Source organism: Rhizobium sp. N731 (assembly GCF_001664145.1).
Lineage (GTDB): Bacteria > Pseudomonadota > Alphaproteobacteria > Rhizobiales > Rhizobiaceae > Rhizobium > Rhizobium esperanzae.
On record NZ_CP013602.1, the window covers coordinates 142,089 to 162,302 of the forward strand.

At 60.7% G+C, this 20,214-nt stretch carries 20 protein-coding genes; 7 read left to right on the plus strand and 13 right to left on the minus strand.

Going from position 1 to position 20,214, the window contains the following annotated elements; genetic code table 11:
* Positions 1 to 5: 5 nt before the first annotated feature.
* From AMK02_RS21610 to AMK02_RS21620, 3 genes are all read right to left on the minus strand, one after another.
* Positions 6 to 842 carry a carbohydrate ABC transporter permease gene (locus tag AMK02_RS21610; RefSeq protein WP_064806618.1) on the minus strand — a complete coding sequence of 279 codons (837 nt, stop codon included), beginning with the start codon at positions 840 to 842 and terminating at the stop codon, positions 6 to 8.
* A complete protein-coding gene (locus tag AMK02_RS21615) occupies positions 839 to 1,699 on the minus strand; it encodes a carbohydrate ABC transporter permease (RefSeq protein ID WP_064806620.1) in 861 nt (286 codons plus the stop codon). The genes AMK02_RS21610 and AMK02_RS21615 overlap by 4 nt, the downstream gene beginning before the upstream one ends.
* Before the next feature lie 83 nt (positions 1,700 to 1,782).
* The gene (locus AMK02_RS21620; protein WP_064806621.1) at positions 1,783 to 3,057 is read right to left on the minus strand and encodes an extracellular solute-binding protein; all 1,275 of its coding nucleotides are present in this window, start codon (positions 3,055 to 3,057) and stop codon (positions 1,783 to 1,785) included.
* Positions 3,058 to 3,143: 86 nt separating this feature from the next.
* Here AMK02_RS21620 and AMK02_RS21625 point away from each other — a divergent pair, with 86 nt between their 5' ends.
* Positions 3,144 to 4,064 carry a helix-turn-helix domain-containing protein gene (locus tag AMK02_RS21625; RefSeq protein WP_064806623.1) on the plus strand — a complete coding sequence of 307 codons (921 nt, stop codon included), beginning with the start codon at positions 3,144 to 3,146 and terminating at the stop codon, positions 4,062 to 4,064.
* 41 nt (positions 4,065 to 4,105) lie between these two features.
* On the opposite strand, the gene AMK02_RS21630 is transcribed toward AMK02_RS21625, so the two are convergent.
* The gene (locus AMK02_RS21630) at positions 4,106 to 4,501 is read right to left on the minus strand and encodes a VOC family protein (protein ID WP_064806624.1); all 396 of its coding nucleotides are present in this window, start codon (positions 4,499 to 4,501) and stop codon (positions 4,106 to 4,108) included.
* A 134-nt stretch (positions 4,502 to 4,635) separates the two neighbouring features.
* Between AMK02_RS21630 and AMK02_RS21635 the strand changes: the two genes are divergently transcribed.
* On the plus strand, positions 4,636 to 5,145 hold the full coding sequence (locus AMK02_RS21635) for a GNAT family N-acetyltransferase (protein WP_064806626.1): 510 nt from the start codon (positions 4,636 to 4,638) through the stop codon (positions 5,143 to 5,145).
* A gap of 20 nt (positions 5,146 to 5,165) precedes the next feature.
* On the opposite strand, the gene AMK02_RS21640 is transcribed toward AMK02_RS21635, so the two are convergent.
* Entirely contained in the window at positions 5,166 to 6,260 is a 1,095-nt protein-coding gene (locus tag AMK02_RS21640) for a Gfo/Idh/MocA family protein (protein ID WP_064806628.1), read from the minus strand.
* A 10-nt stretch (positions 6,261 to 6,270) separates the two neighbouring features.
* Positions 6,271 to 7,281 carry a Gfo/Idh/MocA family protein gene (locus AMK02_RS21645; RefSeq protein ID WP_064806630.1) on the minus strand — a complete coding sequence of 337 codons (1,011 nt, stop codon included), beginning with the start codon at positions 7,279 to 7,281 and terminating at the stop codon, positions 6,271 to 6,273.
* 358 nt (positions 7,282 to 7,639) lie between these two features.
* Between AMK02_RS21645 and AMK02_RS21650 the strand changes: the two genes are divergently transcribed.
* Entirely contained in the window at positions 7,640 to 8,800 is a 1,161-nt protein-coding gene (locus AMK02_RS21650) for a fumarylacetoacetate hydrolase family protein (RefSeq protein WP_064806632.1), read from the plus strand.
* Positions 8,801 to 8,851: 51 nt separating this feature from the next.
* On the opposite strand, the gene scpA is transcribed toward AMK02_RS21650, so the two are convergent.
* From scpA to AMK02_RS31835, 6 genes are all read right to left on the minus strand, one after another.
* The gene (gene scpA, locus AMK02_RS21655; protein ID WP_064806667.1) at positions 8,852 to 10,990 is read right to left on the minus strand and encodes a methylmalonyl-CoA mutase; all 2,139 of its coding nucleotides are present in this window, start codon (positions 10,988 to 10,990) and stop codon (positions 8,852 to 8,854) included.
* 116 nt (positions 10,991 to 11,106) lie between these two features.
* On the minus strand, positions 11,107 to 11,760 hold the full coding sequence (locus AMK02_RS21660; protein ID WP_064806634.1) for a methionine ABC transporter permease: 654 nt from the start codon (positions 11,758 to 11,760) through the stop codon (positions 11,107 to 11,109).
* Positions 11,741 to 12,826 carry a methionine ABC transporter ATP-binding protein gene (locus tag AMK02_RS21665; RefSeq protein WP_064806636.1) on the minus strand — a complete coding sequence of 362 codons (1,086 nt, stop codon included), beginning with the start codon at positions 12,824 to 12,826 and terminating at the stop codon, positions 11,741 to 11,743. Before AMK02_RS21665 ends, AMK02_RS21660 begins: the two co-directional genes overlap by 20 nt.
* Before the next feature lie 88 nt (positions 12,827 to 12,914).
* Complete coding sequence (locus AMK02_RS21670; RefSeq protein ID WP_064806638.1) at positions 12,915 to 13,754, minus strand: MetQ/NlpA family lipoprotein; 840 nt, start codon at positions 13,752 to 13,754, stop codon at positions 12,915 to 12,917.
* 309 nt (positions 13,755 to 14,063) lie between these two features.
* Entirely contained in the window at positions 14,064 to 15,266 is a 1,203-nt protein-coding gene (locus AMK02_RS21675) for an MFS transporter (RefSeq protein ID WP_064806640.1), read from the minus strand.
* Positions 15,266 to 15,442: a hypothetical protein gene (locus AMK02_RS31835; protein WP_164517817.1), complete on the minus strand. Its 177-nt coding sequence runs from the start codon at positions 15,440 to 15,442 to the stop codon at positions 15,266 to 15,268. The genes AMK02_RS21675 and AMK02_RS31835 overlap by 1 nt, the downstream gene beginning before the upstream one ends.
* A 169-nt stretch (positions 15,443 to 15,611) precedes the next feature.
* Between AMK02_RS31835 and AMK02_RS21680 the strand changes: the two genes are divergently transcribed.
* Positions 15,612 to 16,064, plus strand: a complete 453-nt coding sequence (locus tag AMK02_RS21680; protein ID WP_064806641.1) for a helix-turn-helix domain-containing protein — start codon at positions 15,612 to 15,614, stop codon at positions 16,062 to 16,064.
* Positions 16,065 to 16,116: 52 nt separating this feature from the next.
* On the opposite strand, the gene AMK02_RS31325 is transcribed toward AMK02_RS21680, so the two are convergent.
* Positions 16,117 to 16,467, minus strand: coding sequence for a hypothetical protein (locus AMK02_RS31325; protein WP_145924247.1), 351 nt, complete (start codon positions 16,465 to 16,467; stop codon positions 16,117 to 16,119).
* Between AMK02_RS31325 and repA the strand changes: the two genes are divergently transcribed.
* The 3 genes from repA (at position 16,466) to repC (ending at position 20,214) form a co-directional block, all read left to right on the plus strand.
* The gene (repA, locus tag AMK02_RS21690) at positions 16,466 to 17,680 is read left to right on the plus strand and encodes a plasmid partitioning protein RepA (RefSeq protein WP_064806645.1); all 1,215 of its coding nucleotides are present in this window, start codon (positions 16,466 to 16,468) and stop codon (positions 17,678 to 17,680) included. The two genes, AMK02_RS31325 and repA, sit on opposite strands and share 2 nt — an antisense overlap.
* A 42-nt stretch (positions 17,681 to 17,722) precedes the next feature.
* On the plus strand, positions 17,723 to 18,772 hold the full coding sequence (repB, locus tag AMK02_RS21695) for a plasmid partitioning protein RepB (protein ID WP_064806647.1): 1,050 nt from the start codon (positions 17,723 to 17,725) through the stop codon (positions 18,770 to 18,772).
* A 149-nt stretch (positions 18,773 to 18,921) separates the two neighbouring features.
* Entirely contained in the window at positions 18,922 to 20,214 is a 1,293-nt protein-coding gene (gene repC, locus AMK02_RS21700) for a plasmid replication protein RepC (RefSeq protein ID WP_064806649.1), read from the plus strand.

The window sequence follows — 20,214 nt, forward strand, 5'->3', positions numbered from 1 at the left end:
CCCGATTACTTGATTGCGCCGGCCGCGATGCCGGCGATGAAATGGCGCTGGAGCGCCACGAAGACGACGAGAATCGGCGCCGTCAGCAGCACCGCGCCGGCCATGATGCCGCCCCAGGATACCTTGGTGAGGCCGATCAGCGTTCCCAGGGCCACCGGCGCCGTCATCATCCCCGGTCTGGAATTGATGAGCAGCGGCCAGAGGTAATTGTTCCACGAATGCAGGAAGAGAATGATCGCCAATGCCGCCATGGTCGGGCGCGCCAGCGGCAGGGCGATGCGCAGGAAGATCTGCCATTCCTTGACGCCTTCAACGCGGGCCGCATCGAAGAGCTCGCCCGGCATCATCGAGAAGGACTGGCGCATGAATAAGACTCCGAGGGAATTGAAGAGCGGCGGCACGATCAGTGCCACCCAGGTATTTGCCAGCTTGAACTCGCGCGCCACCATGATGAATTGCGGGATGACCACCACGGAGAACGGCAGCGTGATCGTGCCGAGGATGATGGCGATGACGACGGAGCGGCCGACGAAACGGTAACGTGCCAGCGCCCAGCCGGCCATCGACGTCAGCATCACCGAGAGCACGGTATAGATAAGCGCCACGCCGATGGAGATCACCATTGCGCCGACGAAATCGGTATCGGCCTGCAGATTTTTGAAATTCTCGACGAAGTTGGTCGATGGCCACAGCACGATCTCGGGATTGAAGATGCCGTTGTCGGGCATTGTCGAGAAGACGAACATCATCCACAGCGGAAACAGCCAGATTAGCGCCAGCGGCGCCAGCGCAGCGTGCAGCGCGATCTGACGGATGAGAAGGGATTGCGACTTGGATCTCATTTCGGGTCCCTCCCGATCCAGAGATTGAAAAGGGAGATCACCACGGCCAGAGCGGCCATCGTATAGGCGATCGCCGAGGCATAGCCGAAGTTCAGCGAGGTAAAACCTTGGCGGTAGAGGAAGAGGCCGAGTGTCTCCGTGCCGCCGCCCGGACCACCGCGATTGGTGATGAGGAAGGGCTCGGTAAAGAGCTGCATGGTGCCGATCACCGAGAGCACCACACAGAAGAGGATGATCGGTTTCAAGAGCGGCAGGGTGATGTGGAAGAATTGTTGTGTCTTGTTCACCCGGTCGAGCGTCGCGGCCTCGTAGACATCGTCGGGGATGGCCTGCAGGCCGGCCAGGATGATGATGGCGTTATAGCCGGCCCAGCGCCATGTGACGGCGAGGATGATCACGCCCATCGCAGCATTGGCGTTGTCGAACCAGGAGATCGGACTGAAGCCGACCGCTGAAATCATCTTGTTGATGATGCCGAAATCGAGGCTGAACATCAGCCGGAACACGGCCGCATAAGCGACCTCGCCGACGACGACGGGGGCAAAGAAGGCGAAACGGAAAAGCGGGCGCGCTTTCAGGAGCGGCGAATTGAGCAGCACGGCCATGACGGTGGCGAGCGCGATCATCACAGGCACCTGGATCACCAGGATGATCAGCGTGTTGTACAGAGCGTTATAAAAGGCGGGGTCGTAGAAGAGCCGGCCCCAGTTGGCCTGGAAACTGTATTTCCACGGATTGATGCGGGTGTTCTGAAAGGAAATCAGGAACGAGTCGATGATCGGCCAGACCCAGAAGGTGGCGAAAACAAGCAGATAGGGGGCGAGGAACGCATAGGCGCTCCGGGTTCTGAACGGCATCGAGCCTCCTCCTCACGAACGAATGACGGACCGCGCTGCAGGCGGGTGAAATGCCGGGCGCGAGAAGCGCCCGGCATCGTCATTCATTGCGCGATCGGAAGTCCGGTTGCGGAAGCGATCTGTTTGGCGGCATCGTCGAGAGCCGCTTTCGCGTCGGGGTAGCCGCCGGCGAAGAATTTCGCCTGCGTTGCCTTGAAGATGCCTTCGGCATCACTCTGGAAGGCGGTGCCGCGGCTCGGCACGATCTTCGGCAGTGTCGCGAGGATGTCGGCCCAGACTTTCTGGCCGCCCCAATAGGGCTGCGCCTCGTTGACGAAAGGATCCTTTTCGGCAGAAAGCAGCGACGGCACCAGACCGAATTCCTTCAGCATGGTGACCTGCCCTTCATTCGTACCGAGGGCGTAATTGACGAATTTCCAGGCGGCTTCCTTGTTTGCGGAAGTTGCCGAAATGGCGAGCGAGGAACCGCCGAGGTTGGCGGCATGGGGACCATCGGCTGTCAGGCTCGGCATTCTGTAAACGCCCCACTTGCCCTTGAGGTCAGGCGAGGTCGAGCGCACGGTGCCCTCATACCAGCCGCCATAGAGCTGGCTTGCGGCCTTGCCGGCGGTATTGGCCTGGATCTTCTCGTCCCAGTTGGCCGCCGTCAGCGTGCCGGCATCCTTCATCTCCTTCACCTTTTGCAGCGCGGCGACGCAGGCCGGCTGATTGATGGTGATGTTCTGGCCGTCGGTCGAGAAATAGCCGCAGCCCTGCTCGTTGGCGATCATGCGGAACCATTCGCTGTCGCCGTTGAAATCCGCCTGCGCCATGACGACGCCGGGATTGGCGGCAGAAATCTTCTTGCCGGCGGCGATGAAATCGTCCCAGGTGCTGATCGTGCTCGGATCGACGCCGGCCTTTTCGTACATGTCGCGGCGGTAGAAGACGGCGACGGGACCGGAATCCCACGGCATGGCGTAGGCGACATCGCCGACCTCAAGTTCGGTGCGCTTGAAGTCGGGGAACTTCGCCTGGATATCGGCCGTGTAGCCGAGCTCCTTCAGATTGGCGAAGCAGTCCGGGAAACGGCTCCAGAAGATTTCAGCCTCGAAATTCTCGATGCTGACAATGTCGGGCAAGCCGTCGCCGCCGGCAGCGCAGGCCGCGAGCGTCTTGTCGAAGACCTGGCTGTTGCCAAGGTCTTCGACGGTGACCTTGATATCGGGGAACTGTTTGTTGAAGCCGGGAAGCGTGGATTTCAACGCCGATGCGGCGACATTCCAGCTCCAGATGGTGAGATTGGCCGACTCAGCGAAGGCGGAGCCGGAAGCAAGCAGTGCAAGAGCTGCGGTCGCAGCGAGAAGTTTGAAGCGCATTGAAAATCCTCCCTTTTCAATTGCCGATCTTTCACGAACGCGGTTAGACTATCCGCAAGGGAGCGGCTGTCTCCTAAAAAGGGAATATGGATTTGGCGGAAAGTAAGGTCAGCACGCGCGCAATCTATCAGCCCGGCGCAAGCAGCATTGAGGGTTCGCCGACGGCGCTGCAGATGTTCCACGCCCATCCGCCTGTCATGGTCATGCCGCACTGGCATGCGCAGGTCGAAGTCAATTATGTGATGCGCGGCAGCGTGCATTACCGCATGAGCGACCACGAATTCCGGCTGAACGCTGGGGAAATGTGCCTGTTCTGGGGCGGGCAGCCGCATCAGATGGACGAATCCTCGGATGATTCGCTCTATGCTGGCGCTCATCTGCCGCTCGTCTATTTCTTTCGGCTGCGCCTGCCCATCAGCATTTCAAGCCGGCTGATGAAGGGCGAGACGCTGCTGACCTCGGCAACGGATGCGGCCGACATCGACAACTTCGCCCGTTGGTTCCGCTATGCCAACTCAGGCGACGCCGCCAAGGCTCAGCACGCCGTCGACGAGCTGCTGCTGCGCATCGAGCGTATCGCATTCGAACCCTATTCGATGACGACATCGAAGACGACCGCCAGCCTGGAAGGCGATCAGCTTCATCCCAACTCCTCGCGCAGCGTCGCGCGCATTTGCGATTTCATCGCCGCCAATTTCCTGCAGGACATCGATTCGGTCGATATCGCCCGCGCCGCCGATCTGCATCCGAAATATGCCATGAATCTTTTCAAGCGATCGACCGGCATGACGCTCAGCAAATATGTGACGCTGCTCAGGCTGTCTCGCGCCCAGGCGATGCTGATGAGCGAAGGCGCCAACGTTCTGCAGGTGGCAATGGACAGCGGCTTCGGCTCGATCAGCGCCTTCAACAAATCCTTCCGCCACATCGCCGGGATGTCGCCGTCCGATTTCCGCCGCGACATCCGGCTGGTGACGACGATGCCCGCCGGCGCCTTCCGCAATTAACGCATGTTCCGCCTCATCACCCGCCATACGCGGCTGAGGGCTCATCTTTTTTCAGCGAGCTCAATCTGGATGCCATCGGGATCGCGCACGAAGGCGACCTTGTGCAGGACCTCGGCGTTGATTGCCAGGCGCGGCCGTTCCTTGACCTCGACGCCGGCCTTTTGCAGACGGGTGAAGGTCTCCTCGACATCTTCGAACAGGAAGGTCAGGTGGCGCAGACCGGCCGTGCCCTCGGGCACATCGACCGCCCTTGCCGCGCCTCCCGCCGGTGCGAAAATTTCCAGCATACCGCCGCCGGCGTCGAGAAAGGCGATCTCGGCACCATCGGCCATCCTCTTGCGCAGATGCAGGCGCAGGCCGACCAGACCGCAGTAGAAATCGACGGACCGGTCCATGTCGCTGACCGTCATGCCGACATGTTCGAAGGATTTCAGCATGGGTGCTTTTCTCAGTTCGGATTGCAAAAGGATTTCATAGAAGTCTTTCAGCGTTGACGGCAGCAGACGTGGCGGCCGCTTGTGCTCTGTGGGCGTCGCCGCTACCGTGAGGGTCAAAACGGGGTCAGAACCATATGCACATTCGAAAGGCAGTATCCGCCGATGCGGAGGAGCTGTGCAGTCTCCTGAACGAAATCATTCTGGCCGGGGGGACAACCGCGCTCGAGACGCCGTTGACGGCTGCGGAATTCGCGGATTGGTTCATCGACGGCGAGTTCCCCCTTATCTGTCATGTTGCGGTGCATGATCGGTCGCTTGCCGGCTTCCAGTCATTGAGCCTCTATGGCGATCCGCCGAAAGGTCATGCCGATATCGCAACATTTGCCCGCGTAAACCCGAAGATACCAGGCGTGGGCCGCGCCCTTTTTCCGGCGACGCTGGCAGCAGCCGAGGAACTCGGGCTTGAATTCATCAATGCGACCATTCGGGCCGATAATGTCGGCGGTCTTGCCTATTACACAAAGATGGGCTTCGAGCCCTATGACCGGCTTATTCAGGTTCCGCTTCTGGACGGAACGCCCGTCGATCGGATCAAGAAGCGTTTCAGAGTAGATGCCGAGCGCCGCCCGGCATCCTCCGTTTGACCGTTCGGGGTCGGAATCGTTCAGAGGCCGCCAGCCCTGCGCTGTTCTTCCGGAAGCCATGAGCGATAGAGCGGATGATCGGCGGCAATCGGCATCGGCGTCGGCTGGCCGGTGCGCTGAGAGAAATAGGCGGCCGTCACCAACTCCAGCGAATTGCGGGCGTCCTGCAATGTCACCGGCGGATCCGTGTCTTCGACGATCGCCCGATGGAACAGCTCGAACTGGCGGGTATAACCATCCTCGCCCGGCACATAGGCGGCGAGCGCCGCATCGATCCGCGCCTGGTGCTCTTCGGTTCCGGCGGTAAAGACCCAGGGATCGCGGCCCATCGTATAGGGTTCGAGGATGCTTTCGGCGACCAGATCGCTGAAGCAGAAGCGTAGCCGCGAGATTTCTTTGCGCGAGCCGAGCGTCATCGACAGCGTCGCCAGCGAACCATTCTGCATTCTCACCGAGAGGGCGGCCGTATCCTCGACCTCGATCGGATTGACCAGCGTCGCGCCATAGGAAAACACTTCGGCGCAAGGGCCGTGCACATAGTTCAGCATATCATGGGCATGGATCGCGTGGCCGAGAAGGCCGCCGCCGAGTTCGCTCGCCCATTTGCCGCGCCACGGCACGGCGTAATAATCCGGGCCGCGCCACCAGTGGGTCTCGATCGTCGTCAGGAAGGGCTTGCCGGCGAGTCCCTGCTCGATCAGCAGTTTCAGCTTCTGCAGGCCGGAGCCGTAGCGATACTGAAAGATCGGCATCAGCTTTCGGCCGGGGAAGCGAGCGAGGATGCGGCCCATCTCGTCGACTTCGGCAATCGAGCCAAACAGAGGCTTTTCACAAATCACGTGCTTGCCGGATTCGATGCCTTTGCGGCAGAGCTCGAAATGCGAGCTCGGCGGCGTCGAAATGTCGATGATGTCGAGATCGTCCCGGGCAAACAGCGAATCCGCATCCTGCGTATATTCCGCTATGCCGAATTCATCGCACAGCGCCCGGCCGCGATCCTCATCGAGCGAGCAAAGTACGGGAACCTCGAAGAGTTCCTTGTTCCAGCCGAAGCCGGTCAGATGCCGCGCGGCGATACCAGCGCCGATAACGCCGACGCGTAATTTTCTGGCCATGATATCCTCCTCAGCGAGCGCCGATGCGCGCGGCTTTCGTCTGGGCTTCGAGCGAAAGGCGGCAGACTTCGAAAACGTGATCCTGCGTCATCGCCGTTTGCGTACGGTTTGCGACATCGGCGGTGAACGCGTCGAAATAATCGAGTGTCTCGCCGCTGCAATCGATATGGGTCATCTCCTTGCCGTTGACGAGGAAGAGGTGATCCTTGCCCGGCCGGCCGGCGATATCGATATATTTGCGCAGCTCGATATAACCTTCGGTGCCGAGGATGGTGAGGCGGCCGTCGCCCCAGGTGGGCAGCGCCTCCGGCGTGAACCAGTCGACACGGACATAACCCGCCGCCTTGTCGGAGCGCAGCAGCACCTCGCCGAAATCCTGGAAGGCAGGTTTATCGGGCATTCCGAAATTACCGATCGAGCTGGCGATGACTTCGCCTGAGGTCGAGCCGGTATAGAACAGGAACTGATCGACCTGGTGCGAGGCGATGTCGACGATGATGCCGCCGAAATATTCCGGATCGAAGAACCAATCGGGCCGCGTCGGCAGCTGCAGCCGGTGCGGACCGACGCCGAGCGTCTGAATGACCTTGCCGATCGCGCCTTCCTTTACCAGCTTGCCGGCCTTGACGGCGGAGCGCACGCAGTGGCGCTCGGAAAAGCAGATGGAGAAGATCTTGCCGGTTTCGGCAACGGTGCGCTTGACCTCTTCGAGCTGGGCAAAGGTCGTCACGCCAGGCTTGTCGGTCATCACGTCCTTGCCCGCTTTCATCGCGCGGATGGCAAGCCCGGCGCGGTCGCGCGGAATGGCGGAAATGCAGATGACGTCGATCGAGGGATCGTCGAACAGTTTCTCCCGGTCGATCTGCGGTGCATCGGGATAGGTCTTCTCAAAGGCTTCCCGCAACGCCGGCACGGAGGTCTGCGGGCAATAGCCGACGAACTCGCCGCCTGCGGCGAGCAGTCCCTTCACGTGATCGAACGTATGCCCATGGTCGATTCCGACGACGGCAAATCTCAACATCGCTGCAATATCCTCCCGGGATTTTCCTGGCACCGGCCGAGCCGGTATCCTCCATGTCGGCCAAAACAGATAACGAAAGCTCACTCCTGTCAAGGCGAGAAGAGCGGTGAAATCGCCCTGGCTCCAAATTAAATGCATGAAAAATAATGATTATTTTGTATCTAAATAGTTATTTTGCCGCATGTTTAGGGTTGGAGATCCGCCTTTCGATCCAATCGGGCGAAAGTCTTTTTGCCACGCATATCTTGCCCCGTCTCCATGAATGTGATCGATTTCGGCCGCCGCCGGGCTGGAGGGCGGCAACGACTTCGAAAAATTTCAAAGAGCGCTCGCCGCTTGCCTGTGACGGAGGATCACCATGTCTCATCCCCTTCTCGATGCCGCCGCTTCGGGTGGTCTTTTTGTCGGCCGCGTCTGGAACCCTGAGGCCGCCGGCCCAAGCATCGTGACGCTACGCGAGGGAATGCTGATCGACATTACCTCGCGCGAGGCGCCGACGCTGAGCGCCTTGCTCGAAAAGGAGGATGCGGCCGGCTTCGTCCGTGCCGCAACCGGCAAGGGGATCGGCTCGTTTGACGAGATCGCTGCCAACAGCACCGGAACCCCGGATGCCGGACGGCCCTACCTCCTTGCGCCCGCCGACCTACAGGCGGTCAAGGCCTGCGGCGTCACCTTTGCCCAGTCGATGATCGAACGCGTCATCGAGGAGAAGGCGGCAGGCAATCCCGATCGCGCCGCTTCGATCCGCGAGCGCGTCAGCGCGCTGATCGGCGGCAGTCTCACCAATCTCAAGGCCGGGTCGCCGCAGGCCGCCAAGGTCAAGCAGGCGCTGATCGACGAGGGCATGTGGTCGCAGTATCTTGAGGTCGGCATCGGCCCCGACGCCGAGGTCTTCACCAAGGCGCCGGTGCTCTCTTCCGTCGGCTGGGGTGCCGATGTCGGCCTGCATCCGATCTCGACCTGGAACAATCCGGAGCCGGAAATCGTGCTCGCGGTCAACAGCCGCGGCGAGATCAAGGGTGCGACGCTCGGCAATGACGTCAACCTTCGCGATGTCGAAGGCCGCTCGGCACTCTTGCTCGGCAAGGCCAAGGACAACAATGCCTCCTGCTCGATCGGTCCGTTCGTCCGGCTGTTCGATGCCGGTTATGGGCTGGACGAGGTGCGCAGGGCCGAACTCGACCTAAAGGTAACCGGGCAGGACGGCTTCGTGCTGCATGGCAAGAGCTCGATGTCGCAGATCAGCCGCGACCCGACCGATCTCGTCAAACAGACGCTTGGCCCCCACCATCAATACCCCGATGGTTTCATGCTCTTTCTCGGCACGCTGTTTGCGCCGACGCAGGATCGCGACGCGCCAAAGCAAGGCTTCACGCACAAGATCGGCGATGTCGTCGAGATTTCCTCGGCCGGGCTCGGCACGCTCGTCAATACCGTGCGCCTCTCCACCGAATGCCCGCCCTGGACGTTCGGCATATCGGCGCTGATGCGCAACCTTGCGACGCGTGGGTTACTCTAAGCAGCAAGGTGCGCAGCGGATTTGTGTCCGGCATTGCGCAGATTTTATGACCTATTGGTTTCGCCGTTTGCCCTCTAGCAGGTCGAGAACGGAGTTTGCCGCTTCCAGAACGTTCGTGCCCGGGCCGAACACGGCCGCAACGCCGTGTTCATGGAGGAATTCATAGTCCTGCCGTGGAATGACGCCGCCGCAGACGACGATGATATCGTCACCGCCCTTTTCCCTGAGCCTCTCGACCAATTGCGGCAGCAGCGTCCTGTGGCCTGCGGCGAGGGACGAGACGCCGACGACATTGACCTTTCGATCAAGCGCCAACTCGACAGCCTCGTCAGGCGTCTGAAACAGCGGACCGGCGAGCACGTCGAAGCCGATATCGCCGAAAGCCGAGGCGATCACCTTGGCGCCCCGGTCGTGCCCGTCCTGACCGAGCTTGGCGACCATGATTTTCGGCCGGTATCCCATCGCTTCCGTCACCCCGGCCATACGCTCCCTCAGGACGGCAAGTTCCGGCTCGTTGTCATAGGCTTCGCCATAGACGCCTTTGATGACATCAGGTATCGCGGCATGATCACCAAAAGCAGCGCGCATCGCATCCGATATCTCGCCGACTGTGGCACGGGCCCGCGCCGCCTCGATGGCGGCGGCCAGCAGATTGCCTTTGCCGCTGCGTGCGGTTTCCGCCAGGGCGGCCAGCGTTTCGCGCACGGCGCCGCTGTCGCGCCGCCGCTTCGTCTCCTCGATGCGGCGGATCTGCGCGGTGCGCACCGCGCTGTTGTCGATCTCCAAAATGTCGATCGGCTGTTCGTTGTCGAGCCTGTAGCGATTGACCCCGACGATGACCTCGTCGCCCTTGTCGACGGCGGCCTGGCGGCGCGCCGCCGCTTCTTCGATCAGCCGCTTCGGCAAACCGTCGTTGACAGCCTTCGTCATGCCGCCGAGCGCTTCCACCTCCTCGATCAGCGCCCAGGCGTTGTCGGCAAGTTCCTTCGTCAGGCTCTCGACATAATAGGAGCCGGCCAGCGGATCGACCACTTTGGTGACGCCGGTTTCATGCTGAAGGATCAGCTGGGTATTGCGGGCGATGCGGGCGGAGAACTCCGTCGGCAGCGCGATCGCCTCGTCGAAGGAATTGGTGTGCAGCGACTGCGTGCCGCCGAGCACGGCCGACATCGCCTCGAAAGCGGTGCGGATGATGTTGTTGTAGGGATCCTGCTCCTGCAGAGAGACGCCGGAGGTCTGGCAATGGGTGCGCAGCATCAGCGAGGATGCCTTCTTCGGCTGGAACTCCTCCATGATGCGGGTCCAGAGCAGCCGGGCGGCGCGCAGCTTTGCTGCCTCCATGAAAAAATTCATGCCGATCGCAAAGAAGAAGGAGAGCCTTCCCGCGAAATCATCGACGTTGAGACCCTTGGCGATCGCCGCCCTGACATATTCGCGACCGTCGGCCAGCGTGAAGGCAAGCTCCTGCGTGAGCGTCGCGCCGGCCTCCTGCATGTGATAGCCGGAGATCGAGATCGAGTTGAATTTCGGCATCTCCCTTGCCGTATAGTCGATGATGTCGGCAACAATCCGCATCGAAGGTTCTGGCGGATAGATATAGGTGTTGCGGACCATGAACTCCTTAAGGATGTCGTTCTGGATGGTTCCTGATAGCTCGGCCCTCGGCACGCCCTGCTCTTCGCCGGCGACAATGAAGGAAGCGAGGATCGGAATGACGGCGCCGTTCATGGTCATTGAAACCGACATATCCCCAAGCGGAATGCCGTCGAACAGGATTTTCATGTCCTCGACGCTGTCGATCGCGACGCCTGCCTTGCCGACATCGCCCTCGACGCGAGGGTGGTCGCTGTCATAACCGCGATGGGTGGCAAGATCGAAGGCGACCGACAGGCCCTTCTGGCCGGCAGCGAGATTGCGGCGATAAAAGGCGTTCGATTCCTCTGCCGTGGAGAAGCCGGCATACTGGCGGATCGTCCAGGGACGGCCGGCATACATCGTCGCGCGCGGTCCGCGGGTAAAGGGTGCAAAACCGGGCAGCGAGCCGAGATGCGCGGCGCCTTCGAGGTCCTCAGCGGTATAAAGCGGCTTGACTGCGATGCCTTCCGGCGTGTGCCAGGTCAGTGTCTCGGGTGAGGCGCGCAGTTCCTTCTGCGCAAGCTCCGCCCAATCCGACAGCGTCTTCTTCGTCATGCGTTCCTCCGGCTGCTTCATCGCCACCTTATCACTTCACAGGTGGATGATGCGATACAGCCTTAGGACAATTAACACAGCAAGGCATTCGCCCGCCGCAAGCCTCCGACTTTGACCTATCTGTGGTCGAGCTTGGTGACCAGCCGGTCGCCGAGCCACTGGATGCCGCAGACGAGGATGACGAGGACGGCGACCACTGCGATCATGACATTGGTTTCGAAGCGCTGATAGCCATAGCGGATGGCAAGGTCGCCGAGGCCGCCGGCGCCGATCGCGCCCGCCATGGCCGAGGCGCCGATCAGCGTCACCAGCGTGACGGTGAAGCCCGCGACGATGCCCGGCAGTGCTTCAGGCACCAGCACCTCGCGGATGATGGTCCAGCGATTGCCGCCCATGGCGCGTACGGCATCGATCAGCCCGCGGTCCACCTCGCGCAACGACACCTCGGCGATACGCGCATAATAAGGTGTTGCGGCGATGGCGAGCGGCACGATGGCGGCCCCGGTGCCGAGCGCGGTGCCGACGATCAGCCGCGTCAGCGGGATCAGCGCCACCAGCAGGATGATGAATGGCACCGAGCGGAAGCCGTTGATGACGGCGCCGAGCATGCGGTTGATCCAGAGATTTTCGGCGATGCCGCCGCGCGCCGTGACGACGAGGGCAAGGCCGAGCGGCAGGCCGGCGACGAGCGAAATCACTCCCGAGGCGACGGTCATCAGGACCGTTTCCCAAAGCGAGCGAAGAAGCAGTTCAAGCATGATCGGTGTCATAACCAAGCACCTCCACCCGGGCGGACCGGGCCGTCAGGAATTGTTCGACCTTTCCGGCGAGCGCGGGGTCGCGCGCGGGAACGGCGATGAAGAACCGCGCCACCGGCTGGTTCTGGATATGATCGATGCCGCCATGGACAAGGCGGAAGGAATGCGGCAGCGTCGCCGAGAGTTCTGCAAACAGCGCGCCCTGCGCTTGCGGCCCGGCAAGATCGACACTGAGGATCACTTCCCTGCCCGCCGTCGCCGACAGCCGGCCGAGAATATGATCGGGAAGTTGCGGGCGGATGCCGCCAAGCAAGCTCCTGGTGATGTCAGTCTGCGGATTGGCGAAGACCGACCAGACCTGGCCCTCCTCGACGATCCGTCCGGCATCGATGACCGCGACGCGATCGGCAATGCCGCGCACCACTTCCATCTCATGCGTGATCAGCAGAATGGTCAGTCCGAGCTTACAGTTGATATCCCTGAGCAGCGCCAGGATCGATCGTGTTGTCTCAGGGTCGAGGGCCGATGTCGCCTCGTCTGACAGCAGTAGTGCCGGGCGCGCCGCCAGCGCCCGGGCGATGCCGACGCGTTGTTTCTGGCCGCCGGAGAGCGATGAGGGATAGGCCTGCGCCTTGTCGGCGAGACCGACGAGCTCGAGCAGTTCCTGCGCCCGCCTCAGGCGCTCGGCCCTGGCAATACCCTCGATCTTCAGCGGCAGCGCAACATTGTCCTCCACCGTCTTGGCGGAAAGCAGATTGAAGTGCTGAAAGATCATGCCGATGCGGCGACGCAGCGGCTGCAGTTCCTGCTCTTCTAGCCCGGTAATATCGCGGCCCTCTATGCGGATCTCGCCGCTGTCAGCGCGCTCCAGCCCGTTCAGGCAGCGGATCAGCGTCGACTTGCCGGCGCCGCTGCGGCCGATGATGCCAAGGATCTCGCCCCTATTCACGCTCAGCGAAATACCGTCAAGTGCCGGCGTGGCCCCGAACCGACGCTTCACGTCGATAAGCCTCACCACCTCTTCGGCCGCCGCCTGCGGCCGCGGCTCGATCGCCGCCTTGGAAACAACGGAGTTCATGTACTTTTCCCTGCAAATACCGAAGGCGGCCCCGGCAGGAACGCCCGGGCCGCCTTTCGGCAGGCCTTAACTGCGGCCCAGTTTTGGATCAATAGGCGCTGAGACCCGTCCCCTTGTATACCTTGTCGAACTCGGCCTTGACGGTGTCGTTCTGGTAGGAAGATACCAGCGTCTTGACCCAGTCCGCATCCTTGTTCTCTTCCTTGACGGCGATGAAGTTGCGGTACGGGTTGTCGGCGATCGGCTCCTGCGCAATGCGCTCGGCCGGAGAAAGTCCGCTCTTCAGCGCCCAGTCGGTGTTGACGACGCCGGCATCCAGATCGTCGATCGAACGGCCGACGATGCCAGCATCGAGCTCCTTGATCTCGATCTTCTTCGGATTGTCGCTGACGTCGGCAACGGTCGCAAGAATGCCGGTGCCGTCCTTCAGCTTGATCAGGCCTTCATTCTGGAGAACCCGCAGTGCCCGACCTTCGTTCGAGGGGTCGTTCGGTACGCCGATGACGGCGCCTTCGGGAATCTCGGCGACGGCCTTGTGCTTCTTGCTATAGAGGCCGATCGGCCAGACGCCGGTGTAGCCGACGGGGACGATGTGATAGCCGTGCTGCTGGATCTGATTGTCGAGATAGGGCTGGTGCTGGAAGGCATTCGCGTCGATTTCGCCGCGCTCCAGCGCTTCGTTCGGCTGCGTGTAATCGTTGAAGATGACGGTTTCGATCGTCAGGCCCTTCTTGGCCGCCTCGCTGGTCACCACCCTCCATACATCCTCATCCTCGCCGGCCATGATGCCGACCTTGATCGACTTGTCCTCCGCAAAGGAAGGTGCCGGTGCTGCGAAGGCAAAAAGCGTTGCCGCGGAAACAGCGACGGCCGCAAGAGCCGCGCGGCGCGAAAGGTGGAAGCGGTGAAGATTTTTGTTCTTGGTCATTTTATGTCCCGTCTGACTGGATGAGGCCGAACGCCTCGAGCAGGCCAATCATGGCAAATGGCTGGATCACGAGCGAAGCAAGAATGTCTGATGTAGGGGAAAGGCCGGAAAAACTCTTGCCCCGCCATCAATGCCGGCAGGATAAATTTCCATCAAATTTATGGATTAATTGCGGCTTTTGAGCATGTTCTAAAAAAGGAAACCGTCGATTTAGGCCATCGTTTTCTATGACGGCGGCCTAAGGCCGACGGAATTCTCCGACCGCTGCGACAGGGATCGGACGAGACACCGTACTCGTGACGGATGGTCTCAGACCGGTTTGTGCTTCGGAATACGGGGCAGCAAGATCGTCAGCAGGCCGAGCAGCGGCAGGTAGGAGCAGATGCGGTAGACGAAGGCGATGCCGTGAGTGTCGGCGAAATCGCCGAGCAGCGCAGCTCCTAGCCCCCCTGCCCCGAATGCGAAGCCGAAAAAGACACCGGCGATCAGCCCGACGCGACCGGGCACCAGTTCCTGCGCGAAGACGACGATCGCGGAAAAGGCCGACGCGAAGACCAGGCCGATGACGATGCTGAGCACGCCTGTCCAGAAAAGATCGGCATAGGGCAGCAGCAACGCGAAGGGAATGACGCCGAGGATCGAAAACCAGATGACGAAACGGGCACCGAAGCGATCGCCGATCGGTCCGCCGAGGAAAGTGCCGATGGCGACCGAGCCGAGGAACAGGAACAGCATCAGCTGCGCCTGCTGCACGCTGAGTTCGAACCTGTCGATGACATAGAAGGTGAAGTAGCTCGACACGCTCGCCATGTAGACATTCTTCGTCGCCGTCAGCAGCACCAGGATCAGCAGCGCCCAGACGACCCGGTTCTGCGGCAGCGGCAGAGTTCGGCTGACGGCCGGTTTGCTGGCGTTTTGACGCCTGTGGCTCATATACCAGCTGCCCACCCAGCTCAGCACGACCATGCCGATCATGGCGATGGCGGCAAACCAGGAGACGCTATGTTGCCCGAGCGGCAGCACGATGAAGGCTGCGAGCAGCGGACCGATCGCCTGGCCGGCATTGCCGCCGACCTGGAAAAAGGACTGCGCGAAACCGTGACGGCCGCCGGAAGCAAGACGGGCAACACGCGAGGATTCCGGATGGAAGACCGCCGAGCCAAAGCCGATCAGGCTTGCCGCGACCAGCAGCAGCGCGAAACTGCCGGCATTGCCGAGCAGAATGAGACCGCAAAAGGTACTCGCCATGCCGACCGGCAGCGAATAGGGCATCGGCCAGCGATCGGTGACGATGCCGACGGCCGGCTGCAGCAGAGACGCCGTGACCTGGAACGTCATGGTCAGCAGGCCGATCTGGACAAAATCGAGATCGTAGTTTGCCTTGAACAGTGGATAGAGCGAGGCGAGCAGCGACTGCATGATGTCGTTCAGCATATGGCAGAAGCTGACAGCCATCAGAATGGACATCGTTGTCTTCTCGAAACGGGGCGCGCGCTCGGCAACGGTTGCCATCAATATCCCTCCTGAACAGGCACGATCAGTGCCGCGGCGTTTTCGATGGATTTTGGGCGATCGGGGCTGGCGAGACTATCGAGCGACGGTCGCTGAAAGATATTTACCGCAGGCCGGGCAATGATCACCAGCCCGGTTTGGCCTGGATCGGTACGGCTTTTGTTTGATTTGCCCATCCCCGACCGGCTCTTGCGTCGCTGGCCGTGTGTGGATGGGGGTTTTCATATCACAGTCAGCCGCGATCATCGCATGTATGCTATACTATATGAAAACAACCGTGGAAAACTGCTTACGGGGGTACTACAGCTGCGCCGATTGAAATCCGATCGAGGCTGAAAACACGCGATGAATGTGAAGACACCGAATGCCATAGACAGCTACGTCGGAGCGCGCATCAGAACACGCCGGCAGCTGCTTGGAATGAGCCAGGAGCGGCTTGCCGAGCAGATCGGCGTGACTTTTCAGCAGGTTCAGAAATACGAGAAAGGCATCAACCGCATTGGTGCGAGCCGTTTGCAGTGCATCGCGGAAGTGCTTCACACCTCACCGAGCTTCTTCTTCGAGCAGAACGAATCCCAGCCATTGAGCCTGCAAGGATTGGCTCTGCCGGACAATGCCGACCCCGTCGCTGAATTCCTGCGGACGAAGGAGGGATTGGTGCTTAACCGCGCCTTTCTGAAGATTGCCGATCCCGATATTCGTGAAACGATCATCGCATTGGTGAAAGCGATGGCGCAGGCGGAAAGCGCTCCGGATTTGCCTTCGATAGCGAATATCACCCGTCCGCCCCTGGAGTAGCTGGCCAGGCGGGCAATTCTCCTGTGAGCTCAGGCTCGAATGATCTGGCAAGTTACGGCTGATCGACCAGACCCGGGGCTTGCCGCCGCGCCCCGCTCAATGCACGCCAGCGAACCGTTGCCTTGCAGCTGCGGCGTGGCGCAAAGCGCTTTGCACGCCCGACATTACGATTCGGATTATACTGCCATTGTTTCCAGCCGGTCTCGTCCGATTCGGCCTGTGAATGTGCGATTGCCGGACGGCCGGCGACACGCGCGGCCTGCGCAAGCATTTGAAATAGATTGAACAACCTTTTTTGATAGGATCTTGTTAACCCTATTTGCCTTGCCACGCTTCCAGAATCGGCGCTAAATGCGGTTTCAAAGCGCGTAGAGCTTTTAAATCGCATTTTCGAGATTTCCATGAATATGGCACCGCAAATAGAAAAAGCAATTTCCGATGTCGACCAGCTGATCATCGGTCAGGCGCAGGAACTATCCGACAAGCTGAAGCAGCATCGGCTGGAAATGTTTCCTCCACGCGCGCTGAAGGGTCTGCGGGAATTTCAGCTGGCCGAAGTGGCGCGGTTTCTCGGCGTGACCAGCGGCTATCTTCGAAATCTCTCGCTCGAGGGCAAAGGTGCCCTCCCCCAGGTTACCCCGTCTGGCCGCCGGTCCTATACGGCGGAGCAGATGGAAGAGATGCGCGGCTTCCTTGAGCATAATGCGCGTGCCGGAACGCATTATATGCGTCATCGCCGCGGCCACGAACATCTGCAGGTCGTCGCCGTCGTCAACTTCAAAGGCGGCAGCGGTAAGACGACGAGTGCCGCGCACCTTGCCCAGCATCTTGCTCTGACCGGTCACCGCGTCCTGGCCGTCGATCTCGATCCGCAGGCGTCTCTTTCTGCCATACACGGCTTTCAGCCGGAGTTCGACGTCAACGAAAACGAGACGCTCTACGCCGCCATTCGCTATGACGATCAGCGGCGTCCGCTGCGGGACATTATTCGGCCGACCAACTTCCCGAACCTTCATCTTGTGCCGGGCAATCTCGAGCTGATGGAATTCGAGCACGACACGCCGCGGGTCCTCGCTCAGGGCAAAGCGAGTGATTATGGGCGCGTCTTCTTCGCGCGGCTGGATGAGGCGCTGGCCTCGGTCGCGGATGATTACGACGTCGTCATCATCGACTGCCCTCCCCAGCTTGGCTTTTTGACCATGAGCGCCATTTGCGGTGCGACGGCGGTTCTGATCACCGTTCATCCGCAGATGCTCGATGTCATGTCGATGTGCCAGTTCCTGCAAATGCTTGGCGAAGTGCTGAACACGCTGAAGGGAGCCGGCGGCAACATGAACCTCGACTGGCTGCGTTACCTCGTGACCCGTTACGATCCGCAGGACGGGCCGCAGACGCAGATGGTCGCTTTCATGCGTTCGATGTTCAAGAGCCACGTGCTCACCAACCCGATGCTGCGCAGCGTCGCGATCTCCGATGCGGCGATGACCAACCAGACGCTGTACGAAGTCGAGCGAAGTCAGTTTACCCGCGCGACCTATGACCGCGCCATGGAGGCGATGGAGTCAGTCAACACGGAAATCGTCGATCTCATCCACAAGGCATGGGGCCGGAAATGAGCGGGAAGTTTACTGCGGTAAACCGGGGCAAGGAGCTGGTTGATGGCGCGTAAAAATCTTCTGTCGGGCCTGATGGACGATTCCAAGAAGTTTACTGCGGTAAACAATGAGGATGAGCCGGTCCATCGCGACGAGAGGCAGCATATCACCTATAAGGGGATTGGCGCGCTCGGTGCGGTCACCCGCAGCATCGATGCCCTGGCCGCCAAGGCCGATGCCGCCAAGGCGATCGAAGAGCAGCTGGCGAGCGGCGAGACGGTGATCGATCTCGACCCGGCGCTGATCGAAGATTCCTTCGTGACCGACCGACTGGCGCATACGGACGAACAGTTCCGGGAATTGGTCGAGGCGATCCGCCTGCGCGGCCAGGATTCACCGATCCTTGTGCGCCCGCATCCCGAGAGAGAGGGGCGATATCAGATCGCTTTTGGTCATCGTCGTGCCCGGGCGGCAAAGGAGCTCGGCCGACCTGTCCGGGCGGTGGTCAAGAGACTCGACGACCGCGACCATGTCATTGCGCAGGGCCAGGAGAATTCGGCGCGCGCCGATCTGTCCTTCATCGAGAGGACGATGTTTGCCGACAAGCTCGATACGTTGGGTTTCGACCGGGAAACGATCATGTCGGCACTCAGCGCCGACAAGACGACAGTGTCCAAGATGCTGTCGGTCACGAAGCGGATTCCGCCCGAAGTCCTGGCCGCGATCGGCGCAGCCAAGACGACCGGCCGCGATCGCTGGCATGATCTTTCGGCGAAATTCGAGACGGAAAACATCGCCGCCCGGGCGATCGAGTTCACCAGATCGGTGGAGTTCGAGACGGCGGAGCCGGACGCCCGCTTCGACATGCTCGTCGCCTTCATCAGCAGGAAGCAACCGGCTTCGCCCGCTGCCGCAATTCAGCCGGTGGCGCACGCCTGGCAGCGCCAGGACGGAGCCGTCAAAGCGAAGATCAAGGATGATGGAAAACAGTTCACCATCGCGCTGAAGGCGGAGAAGGCATCTGCCTTTGGCGCCTACATCGCCAGCAATCTGGATCGTCTCTACGAGGCGTTCGAGAAGACACAGGATTTGACGAAGAACGGAGATCAATAAGCAAAAGAAAAGGCCCCCGAACGTTGCCGTCGCGGAAGCCCTCTCTGATCTAGACACCCAGAGAATCACATTTCCGCGAATCATAGTCAAGAGTCTTTGGCACCGAATTTGGTGAGCCGTGATCTTTTGCCTTGAAGAAGGCGAAGAAAATGGAAAGCGGAAGTGTAACGACGCCCTTCGGGCGGCGGCCGATGACGTTTGGCATGTTGGCAAGTCAGGCCGCTGCTCGAAAAATCGAGCCGGGCCGATCGATTGATAAATGGAAACTCTATCGCGCTCTGTGCGAGGCCAGGCCGCTGCTCGGCATTACCGACCGCGCGCTTTCCATCCTGAACGCCTTGCTGAGCTTTTATCCCAAGGGAGAACTCTCTGAGGACAGCGGGTTGGTTGTTTTTCCTTCGAACACGCAGCTCTCTCTGCGCGCGCATGGAATGGCGGAGCAGACGATCCGTCGCCATCTGGCGGCGCTGATCGAGGCCGGATTGCTGATCCGCAAGGACAGCCCGAACGGCAAACGTTACGCCCGCAAGGAGCAGGGCGGGGATATCCGTGAGGCATTCGGCTTCTCGCTGGCGCCGCTGCTTGCGCGCGCGGACGAGATCGAGCGGCTGGCGGCGGAGGTGGCAGCCGAACGATTGCAGTTGCAGCGGCTCAAAGAACGCCTGACGCTTTGCCGGCGCGACATCGCCAAGCTCATCGAGATGGCCGTGGAAGAGGGGGCCTCTGGTGATTGGAGCGGGGTTCACCTGCATTTTCGAGGCGTTGTCGAACGGCTGCCGCGGTCACCATCCTCTGAGAAGATCGCCGCCGCACTCGACGAACTGGAACTATTGCGCGAAGAAATCATCAATCAGTTGGAAATACAGGTTAAAGCTCCAGATCAAAGCGGCAATGCCCAACATTCTGAGCGGCACATACAGAATTCAAACCCACACTACATTACTGAATCTGAACCAGGCTTCGAAACGAAGCAGGGCGCAACGGCGGACGACCAATCGGAAGGTCTGGCCGAGCCGATGGCCAGAATAGCGACACAAGAAGGGAAGGGCCGGCCCGTGCCGGCGGCAAGCTCGGCCTCGGTTGCCGCCGGCGGGCTCAAATCCTTCCCGCTGGGCCTAGTGCTGCAGGCCTGCCCAGAGATCACCGCCTATGGGCCGCAGGGTTCGGTGGGCACATGGCGCGATCTGATGGCGGCGGCTGTCGTCGTGCGTTCAATGCTGGGAGTGAGCCCCTCGGCCTATGAACAGGCCTGCGAGGTCATGGGGCCTGAAAATGCGGCTACCGTAATAGCGTGCGTGCTTGAAAGGGCAGGGCACATCAATTCCGCCGGCGGTTACCTCCGTGACCTGACCCGCCGCGCCGAGAGAGGCGAATTTGCCATCGGACCGATGTTGATGGCGCTTGTCCGCACCAATTCGCCAATCAGAGCCAAGACCGGATGA

Excerpts from the sequence above, each read along its gene's own strand:
- AMK02_RS21680 (WP_064806641.1), top strand. The coding sequence starts at position 15,612 with ATGAATGTGAAGACACCGAATGCCATAGACAGCTACGTCGGAGCGCGC.
- AMK02_RS21625 (WP_064806623.1), top strand. The coding sequence starts at position 3,144 with ATGGATTTGGCGGAAAGTAAGGTCAGCACGCGCGCAATCTATCAGCCC.
- AMK02_RS21665 (WP_064806636.1), bottom strand. The coding sequence starts at position 12,826 with ATGAACTCCGTTGTTTCCAAGGCGGCGATCGAGCCGCGGCCGCAGGCG.
- AMK02_RS21660 (WP_064806634.1), bottom strand. The coding sequence starts at position 11,760 with ATGACACCGATCATGCTTGAACTGCTTCTTCGCTCGCTTTGGGAAACG.
- AMK02_RS21610 (WP_064806618.1), bottom strand. The coding sequence starts at position 842 with ATGAGATCCAAGTCGCAATCCCTTCTCATCCGTCAGATCGCGCTGCAC.
- AMK02_RS21635 (WP_064806626.1), top strand. The coding sequence starts at position 4,636 with ATGCACATTCGAAAGGCAGTATCCGCCGATGCGGAGGAGCTGTGCAGT.
- AMK02_RS21675 (WP_064806640.1), bottom strand. The coding sequence starts at position 15,266 with ATGGCAACCGTTGCCGAGCGCGCGCCCCGTTTCGAGAAGACAACGATG.
- AMK02_RS21630 (WP_064806624.1), bottom strand. The coding sequence starts at position 4,501 with ATGCTGAAATCCTTCGAACATGTCGGCATGACGGTCAGCGACATGGAC.
- AMK02_RS31325 (WP_145924247.1), bottom strand. The coding sequence starts at position 16,467 with ATGGAAATCTCGAAAATGCGATTTAAAAGCTCTACGCGCTTTGAAACC.
- AMK02_RS21615 (WP_064806620.1), bottom strand. The coding sequence starts at position 1,699 with ATGCCGTTCAGAACCCGGAGCGCCTATGCGTTCCTCGCCCCCTATCTG.
- AMK02_RS21650 (WP_064806632.1), top strand. The coding sequence starts at position 7,640 with ATGTCTCATCCCCTTCTCGATGCCGCCGCTTCGGGTGGTCTTTTTGTC.
- scpA (WP_064806667.1), bottom strand. The coding sequence starts at position 10,990 with ATGACGAAGAAGACGCTGTCGGATTGGGCGGAGCTTGCGCAGAAGGAA.
- repC (WP_064806649.1), top strand. The coding sequence starts at position 18,922 with ATGGAAAGCGGAAGTGTAACGACGCCCTTCGGGCGGCGGCCGATGACG.
- AMK02_RS21640 (WP_064806628.1), bottom strand. The coding sequence starts at position 6,260 with ATGGCCAGAAAATTACGCGTCGGCGTTATCGGCGCTGGTATCGCCGCG.
- AMK02_RS21620 (WP_064806621.1), bottom strand. The coding sequence starts at position 3,057 with ATGCGCTTCAAACTTCTCGCTGCGACCGCAGCTCTTGCACTGCTTGCT.
- repB (WP_064806647.1), top strand. The coding sequence starts at position 17,723 with ATGGCGCGTAAAAATCTTCTGTCGGGCCTGATGGACGATTCCAAGAAG.
- AMK02_RS21645 (WP_064806630.1), bottom strand. The coding sequence starts at position 7,281 with ATGTTGAGATTTGCCGTCGTCGGAATCGACCATGGGCATACGTTCGAT.
- repA (WP_064806645.1), top strand. The coding sequence starts at position 16,466 with ATGAATATGGCACCGCAAATAGAAAAAGCAATTTCCGATGTCGACCAG.
- AMK02_RS31835 (WP_164517817.1), bottom strand. The coding sequence starts at position 15,442 with ATGGGCAAATCAAACAAAAGCCGTACCGATCCAGGCCAAACCGGGCTG.
- AMK02_RS21670 (WP_064806638.1), bottom strand. The coding sequence starts at position 13,754 with ATGACCAAGAACAAAAATCTTCACCGCTTCCACCTTTCGCGCCGCGCG.